Source organism: Pseudovibrio denitrificans JCM 12308, from assembly GCF_001310815.1.
Taxonomy (GTDB): Bacteria; Pseudomonadota; Alphaproteobacteria; order Rhizobiales; family Stappiaceae; genus Pseudovibrio; species Pseudovibrio denitrificans.
Window position 1 is genome coordinate 1 of the sequence record NZ_BAZK01000028.1, and the last position, 23,160, is coordinate 23,160.

Annotated in this window: 24 protein-coding genes and 2 pseudogenes; 16 read left to right on the plus strand and 10 right to left on the minus strand. The window is 54.2% G+C overall.

Annotated elements, in window-relative coordinates; translation table 11 throughout:
- Positions 1-80: 80 nt before the first annotated feature.
- Both JCM12308_RS24250 and JCM12308_RS32590 read right to left on the minus strand, forming a co-directional pair.
- On the minus strand, positions 81-710 hold the full coding sequence (locus JCM12308_RS24250; RefSeq protein ID WP_208609278.1) for a LysR substrate-binding domain-containing protein: 630 nt from the start codon (positions 708-710) through the stop codon (positions 81-83).
- Between the two features lie 69 nt (positions 711-779).
- Positions 780-896, minus strand: a pseudogene (locus JCM12308_RS32590) (LysR family transcriptional regulator); the annotation flags it as partial.
- A gap of 163 nt (positions 897-1,059) precedes the next feature.
- Here JCM12308_RS32590 and JCM12308_RS31005 point away from each other — a divergent pair.
- Both JCM12308_RS31005 and JCM12308_RS31010 read left to right on the plus strand, forming a co-directional pair.
- Positions 1,060-1,386 (plus strand): NAD-dependent epimerase/dehydratase family protein, encoded by a 327-nt coding sequence (locus tag JCM12308_RS31005; RefSeq protein WP_208609279.1) that lies wholly within the window; start codon positions 1,060-1,062, stop codon positions 1,384-1,386.
- Entirely contained in the window at positions 1,383-1,655 is a 273-nt protein-coding gene (locus tag JCM12308_RS31010; RefSeq protein WP_244272018.1) for a Rossmann-fold NAD(P)-binding domain-containing protein, read from the plus strand. The genes JCM12308_RS31005 and JCM12308_RS31010 overlap by 4 nt, the downstream gene beginning before the upstream one ends.
- A 98-nt stretch (positions 1,656-1,753) precedes the next feature.
- Here the strand turns inward: JCM12308_RS31010 and soxR are convergent, their stop codons facing one another.
- Positions 1,754-2,230 (minus strand): redox-sensitive transcriptional activator SoxR, encoded by a 477-nt coding sequence (soxR, locus tag JCM12308_RS24260; RefSeq protein ID WP_054785334.1) that lies wholly within the window; start codon positions 2,228-2,230, stop codon positions 1,754-1,756.
- Between the two features lie 86 nt (positions 2,231-2,316).
- On the opposite strand from soxR, the gene JCM12308_RS24265 reads away from it, so the two are divergent.
- Positions 2,317-2,700, plus strand: coding sequence for a VOC family protein (locus tag JCM12308_RS24265; protein WP_054785335.1), 384 nt, complete (start codon positions 2,317-2,319; stop codon positions 2,698-2,700).
- Positions 2,701-2,758: 58 nt separating this feature from the next.
- On the opposite strand, the gene JCM12308_RS24270 is transcribed toward JCM12308_RS24265, so the two are convergent.
- On the minus strand, positions 2,759-3,694 hold the full coding sequence (locus JCM12308_RS24270) for a phytanoyl-CoA dioxygenase family protein (RefSeq protein WP_054785336.1): 936 nt from the start codon (positions 3,692-3,694) through the stop codon (positions 2,759-2,761).
- 116 nt (positions 3,695-3,810) lie between these two features.
- Between JCM12308_RS24270 and JCM12308_RS24275 the strand changes: the two genes are divergently transcribed.
- Positions 3,811-4,671 carry a helix-turn-helix domain-containing protein gene (locus tag JCM12308_RS24275; RefSeq protein ID WP_054785337.1) on the plus strand — a complete coding sequence of 287 codons (861 nt, stop codon included), beginning with the start codon at positions 3,811-3,813 and terminating at the stop codon, positions 4,669-4,671.
- 8 nt (positions 4,672-4,679) lie between these two features.
- Here JCM12308_RS24275 and JCM12308_RS24280 read toward each other — a convergent pair whose 3' ends face one another.
- From JCM12308_RS24280 to JCM12308_RS24295, 4 genes are read right to left on the minus strand one after another with little or no spacing between them, the layout of a single operon-like run.
- The gene (locus JCM12308_RS24280) at positions 4,680-6,203 is read right to left on the minus strand and encodes a UxaA family hydrolase (RefSeq protein WP_054785338.1); all 1,524 of its coding nucleotides are present in this window, start codon (positions 6,201-6,203) and stop codon (positions 4,680-4,682) included.
- Position 6,204: 1 nt separating this feature from the next.
- Positions 6,205-7,050 (minus strand): amidohydrolase family protein, encoded by an 846-nt coding sequence (locus JCM12308_RS24285; protein WP_054785339.1) that lies wholly within the window; start codon positions 7,048-7,050, stop codon positions 6,205-6,207.
- Positions 7,043-8,083, minus strand: a complete 1,041-nt coding sequence (locus JCM12308_RS24290) for an aldo/keto reductase (RefSeq protein WP_054785340.1) — start codon at positions 8,081-8,083, stop codon at positions 7,043-7,045. The genes JCM12308_RS24285 and JCM12308_RS24290 overlap by 8 nt, the downstream gene beginning before the upstream one ends.
- A 10-nt stretch (positions 8,084-8,093) precedes the next feature.
- Complete coding sequence (locus JCM12308_RS24295; protein WP_054785341.1) at positions 8,094-8,891, minus strand: IclR family transcriptional regulator; 798 nt, start codon at positions 8,889-8,891, stop codon at positions 8,094-8,096.
- Positions 8,892-9,159: 268 nt separating this feature from the next.
- On the opposite strand from JCM12308_RS24295, the gene JCM12308_RS24300 reads away from it, so the two are divergent.
- The 3 genes and pseudogenes from JCM12308_RS24300 to JCM12308_RS24310 all read left to right on the plus strand — a co-directional run bounded on the left by JCM12308_RS24300 (position 9,160) and on the right by JCM12308_RS24310 (position 11,398).
- Positions 9,160-9,897 carry an SDR family oxidoreductase gene (locus JCM12308_RS24300; RefSeq protein WP_008552538.1) on the plus strand — a complete coding sequence of 246 codons (738 nt, stop codon included), beginning with the start codon at positions 9,160-9,162 and terminating at the stop codon, positions 9,895-9,897.
- Between the two features lie 15 nt (positions 9,898-9,912).
- Positions 9,913-10,757, plus strand: a pseudogene (locus JCM12308_RS24305) (fumarylacetoacetate hydrolase family protein).
- Between the two features lie 107 nt (positions 10,758-10,864).
- Entirely contained in the window at positions 10,865-11,398 is a 534-nt protein-coding gene (locus tag JCM12308_RS24310; RefSeq protein ID WP_054785371.1) for a methylated-DNA--[protein]-cysteine S-methyltransferase, read from the plus strand.
- A 51-nt stretch (positions 11,399-11,449) separates the two neighbouring features.
- Here JCM12308_RS24310 and JCM12308_RS24315 read toward each other — a convergent pair whose 3' ends face one another.
- Positions 11,450-12,484: a Vgb family protein gene (locus JCM12308_RS24315; protein ID WP_054785342.1), complete on the minus strand. Its 1,035-nt coding sequence runs from the start codon at positions 12,482-12,484 to the stop codon at positions 11,450-11,452.
- A gap of 84 nt (positions 12,485-12,568) precedes the next feature.
- Positions 12,569-13,333, minus strand: coding sequence for a sugar phosphate isomerase/epimerase family protein (locus JCM12308_RS24320; RefSeq protein ID WP_054785343.1), 765 nt, complete (start codon positions 13,331-13,333; stop codon positions 12,569-12,571).
- A 778-nt stretch (positions 13,334-14,111) separates the two neighbouring features.
- On the opposite strand from JCM12308_RS24320, the gene JCM12308_RS24325 reads away from it, so the two are divergent.
- From JCM12308_RS24325 to JCM12308_RS24360, 9 genes are all read left to right on the plus strand, one after another.
- Positions 14,112-15,194 (plus strand): ABC transporter ATP-binding protein, encoded by a 1,083-nt coding sequence (locus JCM12308_RS24325; RefSeq protein WP_054785344.1) that lies wholly within the window; start codon positions 14,112-14,114, stop codon positions 15,192-15,194.
- A gap of 10 nt (positions 15,195-15,204) precedes the next feature.
- Positions 15,205-16,284 carry an ABC transporter ATP-binding protein gene (locus tag JCM12308_RS24330; RefSeq protein WP_008552531.1) on the plus strand — a complete coding sequence of 360 codons (1,080 nt, stop codon included), beginning with the start codon at positions 15,205-15,207 and terminating at the stop codon, positions 16,282-16,284.
- 3 nt (positions 16,285-16,287) lie between these two features.
- Positions 16,288-17,175: a carbohydrate ABC transporter permease gene (locus JCM12308_RS24335; protein ID WP_014287258.1), complete on the plus strand. Its 888-nt coding sequence runs from the start codon at positions 16,288-16,290 to the stop codon at positions 17,173-17,175.
- A gap of 5 nt (positions 17,176-17,180) precedes the next feature.
- Entirely contained in the window at positions 17,181-18,077 is an 897-nt protein-coding gene (locus JCM12308_RS24340) for a carbohydrate ABC transporter permease (RefSeq protein WP_014287257.1), read from the plus strand.
- A gap of 15 nt (positions 18,078-18,092) precedes the next feature.
- Positions 18,093-18,374, plus strand: a complete 282-nt coding sequence (locus tag JCM12308_RS24345; RefSeq protein ID WP_037038130.1) for a DUF2160 domain-containing protein — start codon at positions 18,093-18,095, stop codon at positions 18,372-18,374.
- A 74-nt stretch (positions 18,375-18,448) separates the two neighbouring features.
- Positions 18,449-20,167 (plus strand): ABC transporter substrate-binding protein, encoded by a 1,719-nt coding sequence (locus tag JCM12308_RS24350; RefSeq protein WP_008552567.1) that lies wholly within the window; start codon positions 18,449-18,451, stop codon positions 20,165-20,167.
- Between the two features lie 225 nt (positions 20,168-20,392).
- Complete coding sequence (locus tag JCM12308_RS24355; RefSeq protein ID WP_054785345.1) at positions 20,393-20,779, plus strand: cupin domain-containing protein; 387 nt, start codon at positions 20,393-20,395, stop codon at positions 20,777-20,779.
- Between the two features lie 149 nt (positions 20,780-20,928).
- Positions 20,929-21,723, plus strand: a complete 795-nt coding sequence (locus tag JCM12308_RS32840; protein ID WP_306303379.1) for an enoyl-CoA hydratase-related protein — start codon at positions 20,929-20,931, stop codon at positions 21,721-21,723.
- A complete protein-coding gene (locus JCM12308_RS24360) occupies positions 21,636-23,081 on the plus strand; it encodes a 3-hydroxyacyl-CoA dehydrogenase (protein ID WP_306303380.1) in 1,446 nt (481 codons plus the stop codon). The genes JCM12308_RS32840 and JCM12308_RS24360 overlap by 88 nt, the downstream gene beginning before the upstream one ends.
- Positions 23,082-23,160: the final 79 nt, after the last annotated feature.

Below are 23,160 nucleotides of genomic sequence, written 5' to 3' on the forward strand. Positions count from 1 at the left end.
AAAATATCAAACCCGCTATCGCAAAGATGGCGGGTTTTTTGTTGTCCGGATTTTGAAACAGAAACCGGCAACTAACCCGCTTAGGCCGGGAAGCTGTGATCTCCATCAAAGTAATTCCAGATATGTGAGGCCACCAGACCCAAGTGGTGATTGCCGCGCCTGGCAAGGCAGATTGACAGGCTAATGTCTCCAAGGGTTGGGAGTGGCTTCAGAACGCCCTCAGTGAGCTCCTGAGCAATCATGTGACGGGGGAGGCGGCCCCAGCCCAGTCCAGAGGTAATCAGATCTTTCTTCGCCTGCAGGTCCGTGACAAACCACTTAGGCGCATCTGAAAGCAGGCCGCTGTCCGGTGATTGAGCATCAGAAGACTTCACCACGATCTGAGGATGCTGAGCCAAACTTGCCCGCGTAAGCGAAGATGGGGCAACCTTTCCAAGCAGACCACCGGAGATAACAAGGGGCACATCCATATTGGTGATTTGCATGTAGTCCAATGACGCATTGCAAGTGGGGGCGGCGAAGATGGCCATGTCGACAGCTTCGGACAGGAGCATGCGCTCCCCTGAGGCTACTTCTACATCAAGATGGATCGTTGTCTGAGGAAATTGAGTACGAAGCGACTGCAAGAGGTCTGTGATCCAAGTGACTGGAAAGATGCTGCTGACAGCCAAGCGGATCTCTGGCTCGTTTTCTCCCTTGAGATCTCTCACTGAATCTTCGAAGGCTTTAGCCTGCTCCAGAAGCCTTCTGATCTGAACCAGCAGAGTTTTACCTTCAGGCGTGAGCTCCGGTCGGTACTTGGAACGATCAAAGATCTGGAGTTGGTAGAATTCTTCGACCTGCTTGACTGAATAGGATACCGCGGAGCGTGCCTTGTTCAGTTTTTCGCTTGCAAGTTGGAAGCTTCCGACCTAACAGATCGTGCTGATGACATTGAGATGATCTAAATTCGTCATGGTCTAATAATGTGACGGAGTTGGTCAGAAAGCTATGCTTTTTTCTGAATGAGTTGGGGCGTACATCAGTTTTCAAGAAACACAGACTGATTAGGAGTTTGAGATGAAAACTGTTGTTGTAGGTGGCACTGGCCTTGTTGGAAGTGAAGTTGCGAAACTGTTGGGGCAGGAGCATGAGGTGATCACTGTTGGCAGGTCCAGTGGTGATATGCAGGCTGATATTGAAGACAAAGCTTCTGTTGAGGTGCTTTTTGAAAAGATTGGGGCCGTAGATGCGATCATCAGTGTCGCTGGTGATGGTGTGTTTGGCGGCTTTGATGAGGAAGGCGACCATGCCTATGAGCGGGCTTTGCAGAGTAAAGTCATGGGGCAGGTGAACTTGACCGTGTTGGTCACAAATACCTCAACAAGGGTGGCTCTATTATTCTGACCTCTGGTGCTGTTGCCCAATATCCGATGCCGAACACCGCTGCAATTGCGATTGCAACGGCAGGTGTTGATGCGTTTGTGCGAACTGTGGCGCTGGAGCTGGCTGATGATAAGCGCATCAACTCAGTGAGTCTCTCGCTCGTGAAAGAATCTGCCGAGAAGTTTGGAATAGACAGCACGCATTGTGTGCCTGCTGCCAAGGTTGCGGAGCATTATCGTGATGTTCTTGGTAGTTCAGAGAGTGGCCAAGTGGTTCTGGTGCAGAACTAAGAATTTTTCGCGGGCAGGCTCATGAAAGCCGTAGTCCTCCAACGTTGCCCGCGTTTCAACCGGTGTGGTTGATGATGACAAGGACGAGGCTGTCCTTGTCATCTAGCAGGTTCTGCTTGCTGCCTAAAAGATTTGTCGCCGTAGATAAAGCGGGGACCGCGTCCATAGCTGGCGGCGGCGTCGCCTGCGTTGTAGAGCTCGCATTTGTCGAGTGAGAGACAGCCGCAGCCCATGCAGCCTTCCAGCTGGGATCTTAAGCGTTCCATGCGGGTGATGCGCTCATCCAAGTGCACTTTGAACTGTTGGCTCAGGCGTTTCCACTCTGCTTTGTTGGGTGCACGGCCCGGTGGCAGCGTTCCAAGTTGCTCTGAAATCTCTTTAATGGTGAAGCCAAACTCTTGTGCGACGAGAGCGAAAGACAGACGACGGATGTCGGCGCGCATGAAGCGGCGTTGGCCACCTGCGTTGCGGCTGGCTGTAACTATTCCCTTGGTTTCGTAAAAACGGATAGCGGATGTGGTGAGGCCGGATCTTTCGGCGAGTTCACCGATTGTCATGACGTCTGAGTGCTTCATAAATTTCTCAAAAATAGTGCTTGACTTAAACTTAACTTGAAGTCCTAAACAGGGTGTCATCAGAAGTCAAAAGAAAGGCTATTGCGATGACAAAGAGTTTTTTAGAGCACGTAAACATCACTGTTTCTGACCCAGTTGCGACCGCAGGCCGTCTTTCAGATTGGTTTGGCTGGCATGTGCGTTGGCAGGGTGCTGCCCGGGCGGGTGGAACCACTGTTCATGTTGGAACAGATGACAGTTACATCGCCGTTTATTCTCTCGGAAACACCAATGCGACCAAGGAAGACAATTACGTCACACACGGCAGTCTGAACCACGTTGGTGTGGTGGTTGATGATCTGGATGCGGTTGAGAAGAAAGTGCTGGCAGGCGGGTATAAGACCCGGAACCACGCAGATTACGAGCCTGGTCGCCGCTTCTATTTCGATGATGATGACGGCATTGAGTTTGAGGTCGTCAGCTACGCATAGAGCAATGTGTACCGGTGCAAGAGCGTTTCCCCATAATGAGGAAGCGCTCTTTTTCGTTTTACCAGAGGTCCAGCCCCAGAAGCTTTTTGCCGAGGTCGGTCAGTTCAGCAGTTTGGGCGTTTTTCTTCTCCCATTCGCGTGGGTCGCCGGGGAAGGATGCTCTTTCCGGCGGTTCCATATTGCGCCACTGATGGATGCGCTCCTGCCTCAGATCTTCATTGCTCTGCTCAGATGGGAACATGGAGATGTATTGGGCGATGCGTACCTTGTCTTTGGAGTTGTTGGGACGGATGCCGTGGGCGAGGAGCGCATTGAAGATCATCAAGTCGCCCGGTTCCATCTCGATCTTTTCAATTTCAAAGCCCGAGTAGTCTGGATGTTTGGGATCACGATCCTCCGGTTGGGTTTTAACCCACTCCTCAAAGTCTTCGAAGAGTTTGGGGATACATTGGAAGCCGCCGGTTTCTTCGTCCTGCTTCACCAATGAGAGGACGCCCTGCACGCTGATTGGCAGAGGGCGCAGGGAGGTGTCGACATCCCAATGAATGAAGCCCGGTTTTCCGTCGCGGTCTTTCTTAGGGGGATTGAGATTTGCGCGGTCGATGCTGACCCAAAGATCTTCGCGGTCCCAGATATCTACGAAGGCATCGTAGATGCGTTGCTGCATGCGGTTGTCCCACAGGTACTGGTGGTTATAGATCTCCAGTATGCCTGCGTTGTTGAGCTCCAGCATTTTGTGAGCGCGGCGTTGTGGGGTGTACCAGGTGGATGGATCCTTAGGATCTTTCTCATCAAACTCCCAAAGCAGATCCACCAGGCGCTTTACGTTTTCCTGCGGAACGGCCTGGCGTACGATGACATAGCCGCGGGTGATCCAGTGTTGCCAGTCTTCTTCTGACAGTACGCGCAAGGGCAGGGTTTTCCTGATGTCCTTCAACTGGGTGTCGGTTGCGGTTGAGCCCCAGTGATTGTCTGCAAGCAGTTCAGCGTCCATGTGGTCCTCCCAGATCCTTCAATGGCTTGTAAGTTTATTCACTTTGGTATGTGAGAGTTGTTCTAAACTAGCTGATACTGATACTATTCTGGCGTCTTACTGGTTCAGAGGGTGAAATGCGGTCATATCTGGAGAAAGTGCCAGAGTCTGAAGACGGTTCATTCAAGGTGATGAACCGGCGTCTTCATGATGGCATTCCGTTCTCCTGGCATCATCATCCTGAGTATGAGCTGACGCTGACCTTGAACTCGGAAGGCCAACGCTATGTGGGGGATCATGTGGGCGATTATGGGCATGCAGACCTTGTGCTGCTTGGGCCTAATCTTCCGCATACATGGGCGTCCAACAGCAGGCCTGATGATGAGGAGCCCCATCAGGCGCTGGTGATCTGGTTTGAGCCGGAGTGGATTGAGCGGATCACCAATGAGATGTCAGAGCTCTCAGGCGTGAAGAAACTGTTTCAGCGGGCCTTGGCGGGTTTGAGTTTCAGTGATGATGCAAGGCATCGGGTGGTGCCGAAGATCAGGAGATTCTTTCAGGAAGATCCGTTGGAGCGCTTGTTTACCATTCTGCGGGTACTGGCGGAGCTTTCTGAAGATGAATATGCGATGCAGCTTGCGCATGATCCGGTGGTGCTTTCCAGCGCGGATGGTGGGAATGAGCGGATTGACCGGGTGCTGACGCTTATTCATTCCGAGTATTCACGAGCGTTGCCTTTGGAAGAACTGGCAGAAACTGCGGCGCTCAGTGTTTCAGGTGTGCATCGGCTGTTTCAACGCCATACCGGGCAGACGGTCTCCGAGTATCTGAAGCGTATTCGGATTGGGGATGCATGCGCGCAGCTTTCTGGTGGGGATGCGCCTGTGTCGCTCATTGCTCATAATGTTGGATATTCGGCGCTGGCCAACTTTAATCGCCAGTTTCGCGCAGTGAAAGGCATGACACCGCGCGAGTACAGGGCGAGGTTTCGCCGGTAGCTGGCAGGCTACATCACCGCGCCAATTTGCCAGGGCACGAACTCGTAGTCGCCCAGGCCCTGAGCTTCTGATTTGCTGTGTTCGCCAGAAGCGACTTTGATCATCAGCTCAAACAGTTCCGTTCCAACCTCTTCGACGGATCTACCTTCGGAGATGATAGAACCTGAGTTGAGGTCCATATCCTCAGGCATATGTTCGAAGAGAGCCGTGTTGCTGGCGACTTTGATGGTTGGCGATGGTTTGCTACCAAAAGCGGAGCCGCGACCCGTGGTGAAGACGATCAGGTTGCAACCACTGGCGATCTGACCCGTCACAGAAGCTGGGTCGTAGCCGGGGCTGTCCATGAAGACGAAGCCGTTGGTTTCAATTGGCTCGCCGTATTTGTAGACGCCTTGCAGGGCTGTGGTGCCGCCTTTGGCGACTGCGCCGAGGGACTTTTCTAGGATGGTTGTCAGACCGCCGCGTTTGTTGCCCGGAGAAGGGTTGTTGTCCATAGTGCCGTTGTTGCGGGCAGTGTAGTCCTCCCACCAGCGGACCCGTTCCACGAGCTTCTCGGCGACCTTCTGGCTGGCTGCGCGGCTGGTGAGCAGATGCTCGGCACCGTAGATCTCTGAGGTTTCAGAGAGGACTGATGTGCCGCCGTATTTAACGAGCAGGTCTGTTGCATAGCCAAGGGCCGGATTGGCAGTGACGCCGGACCAGCCATCGGAGCCGCCGCATTGGAGGCCGACCATCAACTTGGAAACCGGTGCTGGCTGGCGGGTGGCTTTGTTGACCTCCAGCAGCATGGCTTTGACCTTCTCAATGCCTGCTTCGATGGTTTTGCGCAGACCGCCCATGCCCTGAATGTTCATGAACTGGAAGGTCGGTGATTGCTTCAGGCCGTAGGCGTCCAAAAGGAAGTCGATCTGGTTGACTTCGCAGCCTAGGCCGACCAGCAGAACGCCGCCGACATTTGGGTTTCTGGCGTAACCCCAGAGCACGCGTTGCAGGTTGGCGAAGCCTTCGTTGTCGCCTGCCATGCCGCAACCTGTGCCGTGGGCAAAGGAGGCAACGCCGTCGACGTTTTCAAACTGAAGCAGATCTTCGTCACTGAAAGCATCGGCGATGCGATGGGCTGCGGTGGCGGAGCAGTTTACGCTGGTGAGGACGGCGATGTAGTTGCGGGTGCCGACGCTGCCGTCTTCGCGGTGATAGCCGAGGAAGGTGCGTTCTTCCGGGTGCTCTGCGTATTGGGTTGGCTTGTAGTCCTTGCAGAAGCTGTGGTGTACGCCGGGATCGGAGAACTCCATGTTGTGCGAATGCACGTGGGAGCCCGCCTGAATGTCGGTGATGGCGAAGCCGATTGTCTGGCCGAACTTGATGAGTGCTTCGCCTTGCTTGATATCACGCTCAGCGATTTTGTGGCCTGCCGGGATGTTGTCGCGGACCTGAAGGTTGCCTGCCTGATCGCCCGGCTGTAGTGCTCTTGTGGCGATGATGACGTTATCCGCTGGCTGGAGTTTGACGCTGGCTGGAATGGGTGCCGACATTTCAGAGAGTTTCCATTGTTTTGGTGAGGTAGAACTTTGCAGCGGTGCCACCAAAGATGGCCTCCCAATCTGCCTGAGGCAGGTCAGCGGTGAGCTGCTCCACCATATCCACCCAGTTTTGATAGGTATTCGCGAGGAGAAGAACCGGCCAGTCGCTGCCGAACATCACGCGCTCAGGCCCAAAGCATTTCAGGATGTGAAAGGCGTAGGGGGCAATGTCCTCGATCTCTGCATTCTCGGAGGCTTCGGTCAGGAGGCCGGAGAGTTTGCAGCAGACGTTGGAGGTGCGGGCGATGTCGCCGACGTGTTGGGACCACGTCTCGATGGCCTTGTTGCGGATATCCGGCTTTGCGCCATGATCGATAACTGCGCGCAGATCCGGATAACGGCTGAGGAAGGTTTTAAGGTGCGGCAAGTGCCGGGGCTGGACCAGAAGGTCGAGCGTCAGGTTGTTGTCGATGAGAGCCTGAATGGCGGGGCGCAGGTTGTCCTGCAGCATCCACTCATCGTTCTCAATGTCCTGTATCATCGGGCGAATGCCGACCAGTTTTGGATTTTGTGAGAGCTCCCGAATAACCTCAGGTGCGTTTGCAGCTTCCATGTCCACCCAGCCGACAACGCCGAGGATCCAGTCGTGCTCTGCGGCCAGTTCCAGCATGAAGTGGGTTTCTTCAATGGTGTCAGCGGCCTGAACGAGGATGGTTCCGTCCATCTTGGCTTGCGTGAGCAGGGGCTGGATGTCACTGACAAGGAAGTCGCGATAAAGGACGTTCAGGTCTGAGGTCAGCCAGCTGTAGTCGCCGCGGGAAAGCTTCCAGAAATGGTGGTGGGCATCAATCCTAAGCATGCTTCACCTCTTGTTCGAAGAAAAGATTGCCAGAAGGGACAGGGGCGTCTGCCGGGAGTAGTTCTCTTTCTTTTAATCGCGCCCAGAAAGCGTCCGGGATGTCGGCTGCGATCCATTTGAGGATGCCTTCCAGCTCATTGCGGTTGCGCATTCCGGGAATGACGCTGGCGACTGCCGGGTGTGCGAGTGGGAAGTGGAGGGCTGCTGCAGCGAGATCAACGGAGAACTCCTGACAGCACTCTTTCAGCGCGTTCACATGTGTCAGTATCTCAGGTGGAGCGCTTTCATAGTTCCAGGTGTTGCCGCCAACGAGGATACCGGAGTTGAAGGGACCACCCAGAATGATGGAGGTTTTCGCTTCAAGGCAGGCTGGTAGCAGGTCTTGCAGAGGGGCTTGTTCCAGCAAGGTGTAACGCCCTGCGAGCAGGAAGGCATCCCAATGGGCTTGCTGCATCAGCTCCATGCAAATGGCGGTCTCGTTGACACCGAGGCCCATGGCTGAGATTGCGCCGGAGCTCTTGAGTTCCTGAAGGGCTCTGATACCGCCTTTCAGGTCTTTCATATGGCGCAGGTTTTCTTCCGGGCCGTGGGTGGCGGTACCGATATCGTGGACCAGCAGGATGTCGAGGCGGTCAAGGCCAGTGCGGTGCAGGCTGGCTTCGTAGGAGCGCATAATGCCGTCATACGAGTAATCATAGACTGGGTGGAAGGGAAGCGGATCTGGCCAGCCGAACTGGGCCGGATTGTCTGCCATGCCGGGTTTCAGCAGGCGGCCAACCTTGGTGGAGATGATGTAGTCGTACTTGCGTACGGCATCTCCAATGACGCGTTCAGAGCGGCCAAAGCCGTAGTAAGGGGCGGTGTCAATGTATGTGAGACCAACCTCTTTGGCGCGATCCAATGTGCTCATGGACTCTTTGCGAGGTGCTGTTGCAAACAGCCCGCCAAATGCTGCGCCGCCGATCCCCAACGTCGGTAGCTGCAGATTTGTTCCTCCCAATTGTCGATGAGCCAGCTTCCCTCCCAAGCCCATAGCGATTTCCTTAGGTTGTTACTGTGCCGTAAATGTTGGTTATGTCCTTCGCGACCTGAGCGTAGGCCTCCTGAACCTCTTCAATTCCCGGTGCTTTAAAGTCGTCTATCCGCTCCATGAACGGGCAGCTGAGTGCTGCAACGGCATGGCCGTCCGGTCCCAGAATTGGGAAGGCCAGATTGGTGACGCCGACCGTGCTGGCGGATGGCATGCGTACAAAGCCCTGCTGCTGCACCTCGTCCAGAATGGCACGGAACTGGTCGTAGCTCATCTCCGGTTCTCCGAGGGCGCGTTCATGCTGGTTGTACATGAGCTCGCGGATCTCCGGCTTTTGGAAGGCAGCGATTGCCCGTCCGGTGCCTGTGTTCCAGAGGCCGATGACCGAGCCGGTTTTGAGCACGAAACTCCAGTTGCCCGGTGCTTCCACGCTGGCGACGACGACGATCTCTCCCTGATGTTCCATGCCGATGTGGCTGGACTGGTGAACGTCTTTGGCCGTTTTGCGCATCATGGGGACTGCTGCTTCCAGCAGGCGGGTCACCGGTGGGTGGCGATGCGACATGGAATACATTTTCAGGCTGAGCTGAAAGCGGTCACCCTCGATGGAGCGGGAAACATACTCGCGGCGCACCAGTGTGGTGAGCATGCGGTAGATCTCGTTCGGAGACCGGTCGAGTGCTTTCGCGATTTCTGCCTGAGACAGGCCGGATGCGTACTGGGAGAGTAACTCCAGAATATCCAGTCCCTTCTCTAGGGCGGGCGCGCGGTATTTCTCAGCTTTGTCTTTTACTGCTTGTGTGTCTGCCATAATCAGCTCTGTTCGATTTGAGCTTATTGTTTGATGCAAAACCGGCGGTTGTCAATTTCTAATTTACATTTGAAAGAAGTTTTTATATTTAAGTTATGCCATTGTGTGATTTGGTGAACTGACGGATTTCTGCGGTCTTTGGGAGAAGGCCAAGGGGTCACCTGCCTTTTGCTTTGACGATAAGCAGTGCTTCCTCTCTAATAATCCGCATTTCTGGTTGGTTCGGCCGAGCCTATATTTTTAAAGAATTCAGTCCGGGGGAGGACACATGGGACGACTTACTGGCAAGACAGCCCTGATCACTGCGGCAGGGCAGGGGATTGGCCGTGCGACGGTGGAAGCCTATGCCGCTGAAGGTGCAAAGGTTTTTGCGACTGACATCAACGAGGCTGCGCTTGCGGAGTTGAACGCCATTGATGGTGTCACCGGCCTGAAGCTGGATGTGACCAATGCGGATGAGGTTCAGGAAACCCTGAAGAAGACCGGTCCGCTGGATATCCTGTTCAACTGCGCTGGCTTCGTGCACAACGGAACGATTCTGGAGTGTGATGAGGATGCCTGGGACTTCTCTTTCAATCTGAATGTGAAGGCGATGTACCGTTTATGCCGTGCGGCGATTCCAGATATGCTGGAAAACGGTGGTGGGTCCATCATCAACATGTCGTCCGTGGCGTCTTCGCTGAAAGGCGTGCCGAACCGGTTCGTATACTGTTCTTCCAAAGCAGCGGTGATTGGCCTGACCAAGGCGATTGCGGCGGACTTCGTGACCAAGGGCATTCGCTGTAATGCGATTTGCCCGGGTACGGTTGATAGTCCATCCCTGCATGATCGCCTGAAGGCGACCGGCAACTACGAGCAGGCCATGAAAGATTTTATTGCGCGTCAACCTATGGGACGCATTGGCAAGCCAGAGGAAATTGCTGCGCTGGCTGTGTACCTTGGTAGTGATGAAAGCGGATTTACAACCGGACAGACACACGCCATTGATGGCGGTTGGGCGGTTTAATAAGAAGGGTAGGACATGAAGCTCCTTAGATTTGGTGAGATGAACGCCGAGAAGCCAGGTGTTCTAGACGCGGATGGCAATATTCGTGATCTTTCTGGTGTGGTTGGTGACATTGCCGGTGACGTGCTGAGCGCAGAGGGACTTGCAAAGATTGCGGCTCTGGATCTGAACAGCCTGCCAGTAGTGGACGGGAACCCACGCATTGGCGCTTGTGTTGGTCATGTTGGCAAGTTCATCTGCATCGGCCTGAACTATTCTGATCATGCTGCGGAAGCTGGTATGCAGGTGCCGGAAGAGCCAGTGACGTTCTTCAAAGCGACCTCTGCAATTTGTGGTCCGAACGATGACATTGAGATCCCGCGCGGTTCTGTGAAGACAGACTGGGAAGTGGAGCTTGGTGTGGTGATCGGTAAGCACACCAAATATGTGAGCGAGGAAGAGGCGCTGGATCACGTGGCTGGTTATTGCGTGGTCAATGATCTGTCCGAGCGTGATTTTCAGCTGCATCGCAGTGGTCAGTGGGTGAAGGGCAAGTCTGCTGACACCTTTGGTCCGATCGTCCATGGCTTGTGACACGTGATGAAGTGGAAGACCCACAGAACCTTTCCATGTATCTGGACGTGAACGGCCACCGTTATCAGGATGGTTCCACCAAGACCATGGTGTTTGGTGTGGCGCAGGTGATTTCGCATCTGTCTCAGTTCATGAGCCTGCAGCCGGGTGATGTGATCTCCACCGGTACGCCTCCCGGTGTTGGTATGGGCCAGAAGCCAGAGACTTATCTGAAGCCGGGCGACAAGATGGAGCTGGGTATCGAGGGTCTCGGCGTTCAAAAACAGGTTACTTACGCCGCTGAATGAGGCGCGTGAGCTTGCTAAGCTCTGATGCCTTCAATAAGCTTTACAGAACTCTCCGCTGCGGTTTGCGCGGAGAGTTTTTTCATGAGCTTCCGAAGGAGGGGATGAGCATGACCACTGACGCAGAACCAATCACATATTGCACTTATGAGAGCCCAGTTGGGGAGCTTTTGATTGGCGGTGAAGCTGGTGGGCTGGAGTTTATCCATTTTCCTGAAAGTGCGCGCAGACGGTATGTTGAGGATGGCTGGATTGAGGATGCAACGTCTTATGCAGATCTGATTGCGCAGTTGGCAGCGTATTTTGCTGGTGATCTCAAGGAGTTTTCTCTCAATTGGAAGCTGATTGGCACTGAGTTTCAAAAGAGTGTCTGGGAGCAGCTTGCGGCGATCCCGTTTGGTGAGACGCGCAGCTATGGCGATGTGGCGAAGGCGCTGGGCAATCCGGGGGCGAGCCGTGCCGTTGGATTGGCGAACAATGCAAACCCGCTGCCGATTGTTATTCCTTGCCACCGTGTGATCGGCTCAAATGGGGCTCTGGTTGGTTTTGGTGGTGGCATAGATACCAAGATCTGGCTGCTGGATCACGAGGGCATTCCTCACGGAACCAAAGCCAACAAAGACCAGATGGCATTTTCTTTCTAAGCAAAAAGGGCGCCCGGATGAGCGCCCTTCTTTTTTGCCACTGTGATTGGATCAGGATGGCGTTGTTTCTGTTTCTTCAAACTGAATGCGTACGATCCTGTCAGTTCCAGACTCTCCGCCCCAAACTTCACCTTTGCGTCCTGCCATTTGGCGGACATCAGGATCGGTTTTGTTGCTTGGGAAGCTGGTGAACTCTTCTGTGTCCGGATCAAAGTAGACAACGGCATCGGCATCAAAGTCGGTGAGCCATACCTTGTCGTTTTCATCAACATAGACAGAGTAGGGCAGTGGGTCATTGCCGGGGAGGCGCCATTCGCGCCATGTGTCGGCTTGCGGGTCGTACTCGCTGACCTGTCCTGAGAGCCATTCACTGACCCAGAGTTTGCCTTCTGAGTTGGACCAGACACGTCGGGCGCCTTGTTCCTCTGTGGGAGGCGTGACAATGCGGGCGCGTCCGTTGGCTCTGTCGATGTTGGCGATGTGGCTGCCTGCGAGGGACGCGTACCAGACGTCTCCTTGCGGGGTGACGGTGATGCCATAAGGGCCGGGGCCTTGTGGGCTTGGCCAGACTTCAATTTCCTGCGTTACGGGATCAACGCGGCCATAGACGCCGTTTTGTCCGGTGAACCAGTAGATGCCATCGTGGTCAAATACGCCGGTGTTGAGGTTTGCGTCCTCAAACTCGGCGGGAAGCGGAATGAGGGTGACGGCGTCGGTGGCCGGATCTACGCGGGCAATGGCGTTCTGTCCGCCTTCTGTGACCCACATTGCGTTGTCCGGGCCAAGTACCACGCCGTGTGGCGCTGCTTTTTCGCCCAGTGAAACCGGGTGAAGTTCTCCAGTGTCAGGATCAAGACGTGTGAGCGTGCCATCTGCCTGTCCGCAATACCAAACCATGCCATCGGAATCGAAGCCAACGTCTCTGGAGCGCGCGCCGGGGCGGGCGTCAAAGTACGTGACCTTTGCGTTTTTGATGGAATTTGCTTTGTCTTTGCTTTCTGCGAAGACTGGTCCAGCCACGATGCCCATGTAATAGGCGCTGGAAATTGTTAGGGCAGATGCTCCGAGAAACTCTCGTCTGTTCATCCTACCTCTCCCTTATGCCGTCTCCTTGGTGGAGACAATCGGCTTGCCTTAATGCATGGGAGAGGCGTGTCTATGGCAAACTGCCTATACGCCCTCAAGCATTTTAAGTGAGGTTAAGGAACGGTCAGCGAAGCGGAGAAAATTGTTCGGGTCGTCGTGTTCCAGAATGTAGATTTTGGTGCGGCTCTTTTCCTGCAGGGCGGCGAGGATGTGGCCCCATGGAACGGTGCCAAAACCTACATCTGCCCAACCATCTTCATCCGTACCTTCGCCTTCCGGCGCGATGTCTTTGATATGGACAGCGGTGATGCGGGTGCCGTGGGCTTCGATCCAATCCAGCGGATCAAGGTCTGCCTTGATGATCCATGCAACGTCGATCTCCCATTCCACTGAAGGAGCTTCGGAGATGATGATCTCCATGGGGATGGTGCCATCGGGGAGGGGGCGGAACTCGAAATCGTGATTGTGCCAGCCGAAGTGAAAGCCTTTGTGCTTGAGCGTGCCTGCAACATGCTCCAGCCGGTGGGCGAAGACGGTCCATTCGTGCTTGGTTTTGGGGCGGTCTTCTGGCGTGAGGTAGGGAGCAAAGATGGTGTGCATGCCAAGGAGGACTGCGATCTTGATGCACTGGTCTAGGTTTTCTTCCAGATCCTTCAGATCAAAATGGCCGGAGGGCATGTCCAGGTCGTATTGGTCGAGCAACTCGCGGATTTTCTGGGCTGCTTCCAGTGTGGGATAGAGCTCTTCAAAGCCTTCGACCTGCGTGTATCCGAGGAGGGCGGTTTCCTGAATGACCTCTTTCCAGGGCTGGAAGTTTCGTGCGCTGTAAAGCTGTAGGCAAAAATCCATGATGCAGTTCCCCTCCCTGATCAACCAAAGCCTGCCGCTTCAGTTTAATCTTGCTTCACGACAATAGAGTTGCATCTGCCTGTAGGGCAAGGGGGGCTGCGAAACTGGCGGGAGGTGCGAGTGCGAACCGTCAAGCTGGGCTCCAGAATCGATCTTTAAGCAAAGGAAATTCAGGATTTGAACACACCCGGTGGAGAACGTCAGATTGCCGAAAATAGGTTCGAATTATTTCGCCGCGAAAATATTAGTTGGCTCAGTATATTTGAGTTTGAGTGAACACCTCAGTCTTTTCAAGGTGTTAAAGGAGACGGGTGTGGGGTGCAGGAATGACAGTTCTTCACCATTTTCAGCCGCACGTGGTGCGTTCTCATCCTAATGGATAACAACCGGGAGTTTCGTTTTGTCAATTTTCGAATTGACGCTTAAGTGGTTTCGCTTATATTTCGAAATTACGCGAATATGCGCGTAATCGGCTGTAAACGAAAATTGACGTGTAGGTTAGGACGTAGTTTAATTTTGGTCTCTAATGGCACTTTGTAGGGACGGAGCTGCGTAAGAAAGCAGAACTTGAAAGTGTTCGGGGAGGCTCGTGAAAATTTGACAGGAACGCAGCATCAAAAAGCTGCGATGTTCTTTAAAAGGCCTCGGCCTTTACTATGGGATTCAGCTCGGTTTTGAGCTGTTTATGGAATTACAGTCAGGAATTTAAAGGTACCGCAGTGCAAGCAGCGCGTACCGCAGAAAGCAGTCGGGTCGCTTTCTGTTCCGGGAGGGCAACATGCTTGAATTAAGGGGCGTCAGCAAAACTGTTGACGGCATGGATCATATTCGTGACGTGTCTCTGCGTCTTGAAAGTGGTTCATTGAACGTATTGTTGGGACCAACACTGTCGGGCAAAACAACGCTGATGCGTTTGATGGCAGGGCTGGACAAACCAACTGCAGGGCAAGTGCTCGTAAATGGACAGGACATGACCGGTGTTTCCGTGCGCAAGCGCGATGTCGCCATGGTCTATCAGCAGTTCATCAACTACCCGGCTCTCACGGTTTACGAAAACATCGCCAGCCCGCTGCGCGTTGCAGGGCTGAAGGGGGATGAGATCGAAAGCCAAGTGCGCAAAGCTGCGGATCTGATGAAGCTCTCACCCTATCTGGACAGAACACCGCTGAACCTTTCCGGTGGTCAGCAGCAGCGTACCGCTTTGGCGCGCGCGCTGGTGAAAGGTGCGCATCTGGTGCTGATGGATGAGCCACTGGCGAACCTGGACTACAAGCTGCGTGAAGAACTGCGCGACGAGCTGCCAAAGATCTTCTCTGAAAGCGGTGCAGTGTTTGTTTATGCAACAACAGAGCCAACTGAAGCGCTGCTGCTGGGCGGGCGCACTGCGACCTTGCATGAAGGCCGTGTTTCTCAGTTTGGCCCTACCATCGATGTTTACAGAAATCCTCAGGACATCGTAACTGCGCAGACTTTCTCTGACCCGCCGCTGAACCTGTTGGGCCTGACAAAAAGCGGAAGCGAGTTCCGTACGTCCAACGGTACGGTTATTCCGGCATCTGAGGAAGAAAAGCGTCTTCCTGATGGACATTACAAAGCAGGTTTCCGGCCCCATCACCTCTACCTGCAGCGCCCGAGCGAAGATGCTGTGTGTCTTCCTTCCGTTGTTGACGTCTCCGAGATCACCGGATCTGAGAGCTTCATCCACCTGACGTGCCTCAACCACCGCTGGGTGGCGCTGGAGCATGGCATTCATAACGTGGATGTGGATGCCGAGATCGAGGTGTACGTGGACGCCAAGAACTTCATGATCTTTGATGATGAGGGTCGCTCTGTTGCGTCTCTCATGAGCGAAGCGGCTTAAGGAGGCGAGCATGGCACGTATTGATCTCGACCACATTCGCCACTCTTATCTGCCGAACCCAACGAGCCCAAGTGACTACGCTTTGAAGGAAGTTAATCTGACCTTTGAAGACGGTGGTGCTTATGCGCTTCTTGGCTCTTCCGGCTGTGGCAAGACAACTCTTCTGAACATCATTTCTGGCCTGCTGACCCCATCTGAAGGTGAGCTGCTGTTTGATGGCAAGCCGGTCACGGAGCTTTCCACCGAAGCGCGTAACATCGCGCAGGTGTTCCAGTTCCCGGTCGTTTACGACACCATGTCTGTTTACGACAACTTGGCTTTCCCGCTGCGCAATCGCGGTGTGCCGGCGGCTGAGGTTGATCAGAAGGTCAATGAAATTCTGAAGATCATTGATCTGGAGAGCAAGGCCAAGCGCAAGGCGCAGGGTCTGACAGCTGATGAGAAGCAGAAGATTTCTCTGGGCCGTGGTTTGGTGCGTTCTGACACTAACGCGATCCTGTTTGATGAGCCGCTGACCGTGATTGACCCGCACATGAAGTGGGTTCTGCGCTCGCAGCTGAAGCATCTGCACAAGCAGTTCGGCTTCACCATGGTTTACGTAACCCACGACCAGACTGAGGCCTTGACCTTCGCGGATAAGGTTGTGGTGATGTATGGCGGTGAAGTGGTGCAGATCGGCACGCCGGATGAGCTGTTCCGACGCCCACAGCATACGTTTGTTGGTTACTTCATCGGTTCCCCGGGCATGAACGTTCTGCCGTGTGAGGTGGATGGCACCATGGCGCGCATTGGCGACCACAGTGTTCCGCTGCAGTGTGGTCTTGACCCGAAAAAGGTTGCTCAGAAGACCGAGGTGGGCATTCGCCCTGAGTTCGTGAAACTGGGTGGTGCTGGCGAAGGCCTGCCGCTGACTGTCAACAATGTGGAAGACATCGGACGTTACCGCATTCTGCGCGGTGAGATGGATGGCATTGCGCTGAACGCGATTGTTGGCGAAGGCGAGAGCATTCCGGAAAGCCCGACAGCTCTCTTCGACCCGACACAGACGAACCTTTATGCCGATAGCTGGCTCGTAAGTGAGGGGGCTTAAGCCATGGAAAAGACCGTAAACAACAAAGCCTGGTTCATGGTTTTACCGGTTCTTTTGCTGGTGGCCTTTACCGCTGTTATTCCATTGATGACCGTTGTGAACTACGCGTTTCAGGACAGCTTTGGAAACAACCAGTTCTTCTGGGTTGGTATTGAATGGTTTCAGGAACTGCTTGCCTCAGAGCGTTTTCATGATGCTCTGGTGCGCAACCTGATCTTCTCTTTCACGATCCTTGCGATTGAAATTCCGCTGGGCATCGGTATCGCGCTTTGCATGCCTAAAAAGGGCTGGGGTGTTCCGGTTTGTCTGGTGCTGATGGCACTACCACTGCTTGTGCCGTGGAACGTGGTTGGCACCATCTGGCAGGTGTTTGGCCGTGCGGACATTGGTCTGCTGGGTTACTTCCTGAACTCGCTGGGCATCAACTACAACTACACGCAGGATCCTGTCGCTGCATGGGCCACCGTGATTGTTATGGATGTGTGGCACTGGACCAGCCTTGTTGTGCTGCTGTGCTATGCAGGTCTGGTTTCCATTCCTGAGGCTTATTATCAGGCAGCACGCATCGATGGTGCGTCCCGCTGGGCTGTGTTCCGTTACATCCAGCTGCCAAAGATGCACAGTGTGTTGCTGATTGCGGTTCTGCTGCGCTTCATGGACAGCTTCATGATTTACACCGAGCCGTTTGTTGTCACAGGTGGCGGACCGGGTAACTCCACGACCTTCCTGAGTATCGACCTTGTGAAGATGGCGATTGGTCAGTTTGACCTTGGACCAGCTGCTGCAATGTCACTCGTCTACTTCCTCATCATCCTGCTGTTCTCCTGGGTGTTCTACACCGTGATGAACAATGCCGGAACTGAGAAGAAACAATACGCAGGCGAGGAGTAAGCACCATGTCGACAACAACTGGAACTGCTGCAATTGATCAGGGTGTTGCTGCTGGTGGACAGGCTCCACGCAGCCGGACCCGCGCAAAGGCACAAAGAACAGGAAGCCGTTATTCCTTCCTCGTGCCAACTCTGTACATAACGTTTTTGATGCTGCCGATCTACTGGCTCTTCAACATGAGCCTGAAGACCAATCAGGAGATCCTGAGCAAGTTCACCCTGTGGCCGGATGAGCCAACGCTCGCCAACTACATGGTGATCTTCACAGACCCTAGCTGGTACAGCGGTTACATCAACTCCATTACCTATGTGGCGCTGAACACGGTGATCTCCGTGGCGGTTGCGCTGCCAGCGGCTTATGCGTTCTCTCGCTACAAGTTTCTGGGTGATAAGCACCTGTTCTTCTGGCTGCTGACCAACCGTATGGCACCCCCAGCGGTGTTTGCGCTGCCGTTCTTCCAGCTTTACTCCGCATTTGGTCTGATCGACACGCACATTGCTGTGGCTCTGGCGCACTGTCTGTTCAACGTGCCGCTGGCCGTGTGGATCCTGGAAGGCTTTATGTCCGGCGTTCCGAAAGAGATCGATGAGACCGCGTATATCGATGGCTACTCCTTCCCGAAGTTCTTCGGCAAGATCTTCATGCCTCTGATTGCAAGCGGCATCGGCGTGGCAGCGTTCTTCTGCTTCATGTTCTCATGGGTTGAGCTGCTGATTGCCCGTACGCTGACAACCACTGCGGCTAAGCCGATTGCGGCGACTATGACCCGTACGGTTTCAGCTTCCGGCATGGATTGGGGTGTACTCGCAGCAGCTGGAATCTTGACCATTATTCCAGGTGCGTTGGTGATCTACTTCGTACGTAACTACATCGCTAAGGGCTTTGCCCTGGGCCGCGTTTAATCAGGAGAGCAAGGCATGGATTTTTCTTGGATGGCCTGGACGCAGCCAACTGCGATTTTCTTTTCCATGATTGCGCTGTTTCTTTCCGGAATGGCGGTTTGGGAGTGGTTTGTGCCGGGGGGAAGCCCGCGGCATGGCATCTTGAGATTTGAGACAACACGCGGCGACCGCTTGTTTGTCTCGCTGTTGGGCAGTGCGTTTATCTGCCTGTTTTGGCTTGGGTTTGTTAGCACAAACCTTTGGTGGGCTCTGTTGGTCTGTGTGGCATATGCGTTTTGCGTGTTCCGCTGGGTTTAGGAATGAGCTTTTTTCTCCGCACTGACGTCTAGGGGAACTGTCAGTGCAATAAATTATAGTCGGGAGGAATATATATGAGACGTCAGCTATTAGCGTCCGTTGGCTTTGCAGCCATGATCTGTGCTTCCAGCTCTGCATTCGCAGATATGGAAGCCGCTAAGAAGTGGGTGAGCGACGAGTTCCAGCCTTCTACTCTTTCTCAGGAAGAGCAGATGAAGGAAATGGACTGGTTCATCAAAGCAGCTGAGCCTTTCAAAGGTATGGAAATCAAAGTGGTTTCCGAGACCATTGCGACCCACGAATACGAAGCTAAGGTTCTTGCAAAAGCATTTACCGAAATCACCGGCATTAAAGTTACTCACGATCTGATCGGTGAAGGTGACGTTGTTGAGAAGCTTCAGACCCAGATGCAGTCTGGTGAGAACATCTACGACGCGTACATCAACGACTCCGACCTGATCGGTACTCACGCTCGTTACCAGCAGGTTCGTAACTTGACCGACTGGATGGCGAACGAAGGTAAAGACGTAACTCTGCCAACTCTGGACATTGAAGACTTCATCGGCAAGTCCTTCACCACTGGTCCAGACGGTAAGCTTTACCAGCTTCCTGATCAGCAGTTCGCGAACCTTTACTGGTTCCGCTATGACTGGTTCACCAACCCAGACATCAAAGCGCAGTTTAAAGCGAAATACGGTTACGAGCTGGGTGTTCCGGTTAACTGGTCTGCTTACGAAGACATCGCTGAGTTCTTCACCAACGACGTGAAAGAAATCAACGGCGAAAAAGTCTATGGCCACATGGACTACGGTAAGAAAGATCCATCCTTGGGTTGGCGCTTTACCGATGCATGGCTCTCCATGGCTGGTGCTGGCGACAAGGGTATCCCGAACGGTCTGCCAGTTGACGAGTGGGGCATTCGCGTAAACGGCTGTTCCCCAGCTGGTTCTTCCGTTGAGCGCGGTGGTGCAACCGATGGTCCTGCAGCGGTTTACTCCATCACCAAGTACATCGAGTGGCTGAAGAAGTACGCTCCAGCTGAAGCGCCAGGCATGGTGTTCTCTGAAGCTGGTCCGGTTCCGGCACAGGGTTCTGTTGCTCAGCAGATCTTCTGGTACACAGCCTTCACCGCAGACATGGTGAAAGATGGTATTCCAGTTGTGAACGCAGACGGCACTCCTAAGTGGCGTATGGCTCCTTCTCCGAAGGGTGCTTACTGGGAAGAAGGCATGAAGCTGGGTTATCAGGATGCTGGTTCCTGGACTCTGATGAAGTCTACTCCGGAAGATCGTGCGAAAGCTGCATGGCTGTACGCTCAGTTCACCGTTGCAAAGACAACTTCTCTGAAGAAGTCTCACGTTGGTCTGACCTTCGTACGTGACAGTGACGTTCGTGATGCGTCCTTCACCGAGCGTGCACCTAAGCTGGGTGGTCTGGTTGAATTCTACCGTTCACCAGCTCGCGTACAGTGGACCCCAACCGGTACCAACGTTCCCGACTATCCAAAGCTGGCTCAGCTGTGGTGGCAGAACATTGGTGATGCATCCTCAGGTGCGAAAACTCCTCAGGAAGCTATGACTGCTCTTGCTGCTGCTCAGGACAAAGTTCTGAAGCGTCTTGAGCGTGCTGGTGTTCAGGGCGAGTGTGGTCCTAAGCTCAACGAAGTTAAGGATCGTGACTACTGGCTGAACCAGCCAGGCGCACCTAAAGCCAAACTGGCTAACGAGAAGCCAACTCCGGTCACCGTTGACTACGACGAGCTGATCAAGAGCTGGGCAGACGCTTCCAAGTAAGCGCTGCTTCTAAGGTGTCCATCATCGGAAACAGAGGTCGTTTTCGATGATGCGCTTCCAAGACTAAACGAGAAACCCGGTGCCGTAAGGCGCCGGGTTTTTTGCTTTTGGGAGATTGGGCCGCACAGAAGGGGAGCACCAACCAAGGTGGTTGTTTCGTCTTCTGGTTGTGGTGTGCTAGGTAGATCTCGCGATGTCTTGGTCAGATTGAGGGAGGCTGCTGCTGTGAAGTGCCTACGTATCTACGCAACGCCGGATGGGGAATCGCATTTCGATGAAATCGAGATACCGACCAATCAGGTGTCGGTGCATCCTGATGCTGTGCCGTTTGATGTGACTGCCAGCTATCCGGCTTCACGTGTCCGCATCACCCGTATTCCGGCTGGGATGCGCCAAGTGGAGTGGCATACGGTTCCTGATCGGGTTTTGACTGTGCGGCTTAATGGGGCGGTTGAGTATGAGACCAGTGATGGTGAGGTTCGCACCGTCGAGGCCGGTGAGTTTTTGATGATTGAGGATACGCATGGCAAAGGTCACCTTTCGCGCCATTCGCAGGAGGCTCAGACCGTGATCTGGATTTCCTTGCCTAATGGGTTGGAGGAGCCAGCTTAGGCGGTGAGGTCAGCTGTGATTTACTGCTTCTAATTCCGCATATTAGAATTGTATTTTACAACTGGAATTCCTGCTGCGCCCTGCTAAACTACGTGGAATTGCGAATGATAGTGCGGCGCGGGAGTGCGCTTTGCCTCAGGGAGTTTCGAGTGTCTTCTTCAATTAAGTCATCAGGTCAGGTTTCCTATGAATTGCGCGGTGATGTTGCGGTTATGACCGTGAGCAATGCGCCGGTGAATGCGTTGTCTCTGGCGATCCGGCAGGATCTGGTTGCGCGCATCAAGCAGTTTGAAGAAGACGAAGCGGCGAAAGTTGCGGTGATTGTTGGGGAAGGTAAGGTGTTCATCGCGGGGGCAGATATCCGTGAGTTTAAGCGTCCAGCGACTGAACCGCATCTGCCTGATGTGATTGATGGCATTGAAGCCTGCACCAAGCCTGTGATTGCGGCCATTCATGGTGTCGCGCTGGGCGGCGGGCTTGAGGTTGCGCTGGGCTGTCACTTCCGTGTTGGGGTAAAGGGCGCCAAGGTTGGTTTGCCCGAAGTGCATCTGGGCATCATTCCGGGTGCTGGTGGCACGCAGCGGTTGCCGCGGCTTGCGGGCTATGAGAAAGCGCTGGAGATGATCCCGAGTGGAGCGCCGATTGGGGCGGATGCTGCGAAGGCCGCTGGTATTCTGGACGACGTGAGCGATGAGGCTGATGCGGTCGCAGCTGGTCTGGCGTTTGCACGATCTGTGATCGACAACGGAACTCCGCTGCGCCGTTGTTCTGAGTTGGTTGCTCCTGCTGTTGATGCTCAGGTGTTTGCGGATGCCAAGCTGCGGTTGCCAAACGGGCACGTGGTCAGAAGTCGCCGGTGGTTTGCGTTGAAGCCATTGAAGTTGCCAGCCAGACCAGCTTTGCGGATGGCATGGCGAAAGAGCGTGAGATGTTTATGGAGCTGAAGAACTCCGCTCAGCACCGCGCGCTGGCGCATGCTTTCTTTGCGGATCGGGCTCTTGGTAAGCTGCCCGAGATTGAAGGCATTGCCCCGCGTACGCTCAAGTCTATTGGTGTGATCGGTGGTGGAACCATGGGCGCAGGCATTGCGACCGGTGCGCTGATGAACGGGCTTTCCGTTACGCTGATCGAGCGCGATGATGAAGCGCTTGGCCGTGCGAAGGCGACGATTGCCAAGAACGTTGGCGGGGCGGTCAAGAAAGGTAAGCTTTCAGCAGAGCAGGAACAACGGATCTTTGATAAAGCGCTGTCTTTGAGCACAGACTATGCCTCGCTTTCTGAGGTGGATCTGGTTGTTGAGGCGGTGTTTGAAGACATCGACGTGAAGAAGCAGGTCTTCGAGAAGTTGGATGCTGTTTGTAAGGAGGGTGCGGTTCTGGCAACCAACACCTCCTACCTGGATGTGAACGCCATTGCCGCTGTCACCAAGCGTCCGCAGGATGTGATTGGCCTGCACTTCTTCTCTCCGGCGCACATTATGAAACTGCTGGAAGTGGTGGTTGCAGACAAGACGGCTCCGGACGTGATCGCGACTGGGTTCCAGCTTGGCAAGATCATGCGCAAGATTGCTGTTCGGGCTGGTGTTTGTGATGGCTTCATCGGCAACCGCATTCTGGCGACCTATCGCGCTGCTGCGGATGCGATTGTGGTGGATGGATCCACACCGTTTGAGGTGGATGATGTGATGCTGGAGTTCGGCTTTCCGATGGGGCCGTACGCGGTGGCCGATCTGGCAGGTCTGGATATCGGCTGGGCGACCCGCAAGCGGAAGGCGCCAACCCGTGATCCACGTGAACGCTATTTCACATTTGCAGACCGCATGTGTGAGCAGGGCTGGTTTGGACAGAAAACCAGCAAGGGCTATTACGTTTATGAGGATGGTGCCCGGAAAGGGACGCCAAACCCGGCTGTGCTCGACATTCTGACAGAAGAACGCAAAGAAAAACAAATCAACGCACAAAACCTTTCAAAAGAGCAGATCCTGGATCGCTATATGGCGGCGATGGTGAATGAAGCTGCGAAGGTGGTTGAAGAAGGCATTGCTTTGCGGCCATTGGACGTGGATATGACGCTGATCTATGGCTATGGATTCCCGCGTTGGCGTGGTGGTCCTATGCAGTATGCCGATGAGATTGGTCTGGAGAAAATCCTCAGCAATATCAAAGCGTATGCTGAAGAAGACGGCTACTTCTGGCAGCCTGCAAAACTGCTGGAGGAGTTGGTTGCTTCTGGCCGGAGCTTTGCTGATCTGAATGCAGAGAGCGGGAATAACTCAGCAGCTAAAAAGCACGAGAACGCTTGATTCTCTTCAGTTGCATCGCCATCTTTTAGCGGTGTACCCTTGGGGTAGCTCTGAAACAGCGCACATAGCAACGGCGCTG

What these genes read in the sequence shown, in the direction of transcription:
- JCM12308_RS31005 (WP_208609279.1), top strand. Translation starts at nt 1,060, where the DNA reads ATGAAAACTGTTGTTGTAGGTGGCACTGGCCTTGTTGGAAGTGAAGTT.
- soxR (WP_054785334.1), bottom strand. Translation starts at nt 2,230, where the DNA reads ATGAAGCACTCAGACGTCATGACAATCGGTGAACTCGCCGAAAGATCC.
- JCM12308_RS24265 (WP_054785335.1), top strand. Translation starts at nt 2,317, where the DNA reads ATGACAAAGAGTTTTTTAGAGCACGTAAACATCACTGTTTCTGACCCA.
- JCM12308_RS24270 (WP_054785336.1), bottom strand. Translation starts at nt 3,694, where the DNA reads ATGGACGCTGAACTGCTTGCAGACAATCACTGGGGCTCAACCGCAACC.
- JCM12308_RS24275 (WP_054785337.1), top strand. Translation starts at nt 3,811, where the DNA reads ATGCGGTCATATCTGGAGAAAGTGCCAGAGTCTGAAGACGGTTCATTC.
- JCM12308_RS24280 (WP_054785338.1), bottom strand. Translation starts at nt 6,203, where the DNA reads ATGTCGGCACCCATTCCAGCCAGCGTCAAACTCCAGCCAGCGGATAAC.
- JCM12308_RS24285 (WP_054785339.1), bottom strand. Translation starts at nt 7,050, where the DNA reads ATGCTTAGGATTGATGCCCACCACCATTTCTGGAAGCTTTCCCGCGGC.
- JCM12308_RS24290 (WP_054785340.1), bottom strand. Translation starts at nt 8,083, where the DNA reads ATGGGCTTGGGAGGGAAGCTGGCTCATCGACAATTGGGAGGAACAAAT.
- JCM12308_RS24295 (WP_054785341.1), bottom strand. Translation starts at nt 8,891, where the DNA reads ATGGCAGACACACAAGCAGTAAAAGACAAAGCTGAGAAATACCGCGCG.
- JCM12308_RS24300 (WP_008552538.1), top strand. Translation starts at nt 9,160, where the DNA reads ATGGGACGACTTACTGGCAAGACAGCCCTGATCACTGCGGCAGGGCAG.
- JCM12308_RS24310 (WP_054785371.1), top strand. Translation starts at nt 10,865, where the DNA reads ATGACCACTGACGCAGAACCAATCACATATTGCACTTATGAGAGCCCA.
- JCM12308_RS24315 (WP_054785342.1), bottom strand. Translation starts at nt 12,484, where the DNA reads ATGAACAGACGAGAGTTTCTCGGAGCATCTGCCCTAACAATTTCCAGC.
- JCM12308_RS24320 (WP_054785343.1), bottom strand. Translation starts at nt 13,333, where the DNA reads ATGGATTTTTGCCTACAGCTTTACAGCGCACGAAACTTCCAGCCCTGG.
- JCM12308_RS24325 (WP_054785344.1), top strand. Translation starts at nt 14,112, where the DNA reads ATGCTTGAATTAAGGGGCGTCAGCAAAACTGTTGACGGCATGGATCAT.
- JCM12308_RS24330 (WP_008552531.1), top strand. Translation starts at nt 15,205, where the DNA reads ATGGCACGTATTGATCTCGACCACATTCGCCACTCTTATCTGCCGAAC.
- JCM12308_RS24335 (WP_014287258.1), top strand. Translation starts at nt 16,288, where the DNA reads ATGGAAAAGACCGTAAACAACAAAGCCTGGTTCATGGTTTTACCGGTT.
- JCM12308_RS24340 (WP_014287257.1), top strand. Translation starts at nt 17,181, where the DNA reads ATGTCGACAACAACTGGAACTGCTGCAATTGATCAGGGTGTTGCTGCT.
- JCM12308_RS24345 (WP_037038130.1), top strand. Translation starts at nt 18,093, where the DNA reads ATGGATTTTTCTTGGATGGCCTGGACGCAGCCAACTGCGATTTTCTTT.
- JCM12308_RS24350 (WP_008552567.1), top strand. Translation starts at nt 18,449, where the DNA reads ATGAGACGTCAGCTATTAGCGTCCGTTGGCTTTGCAGCCATGATCTGT.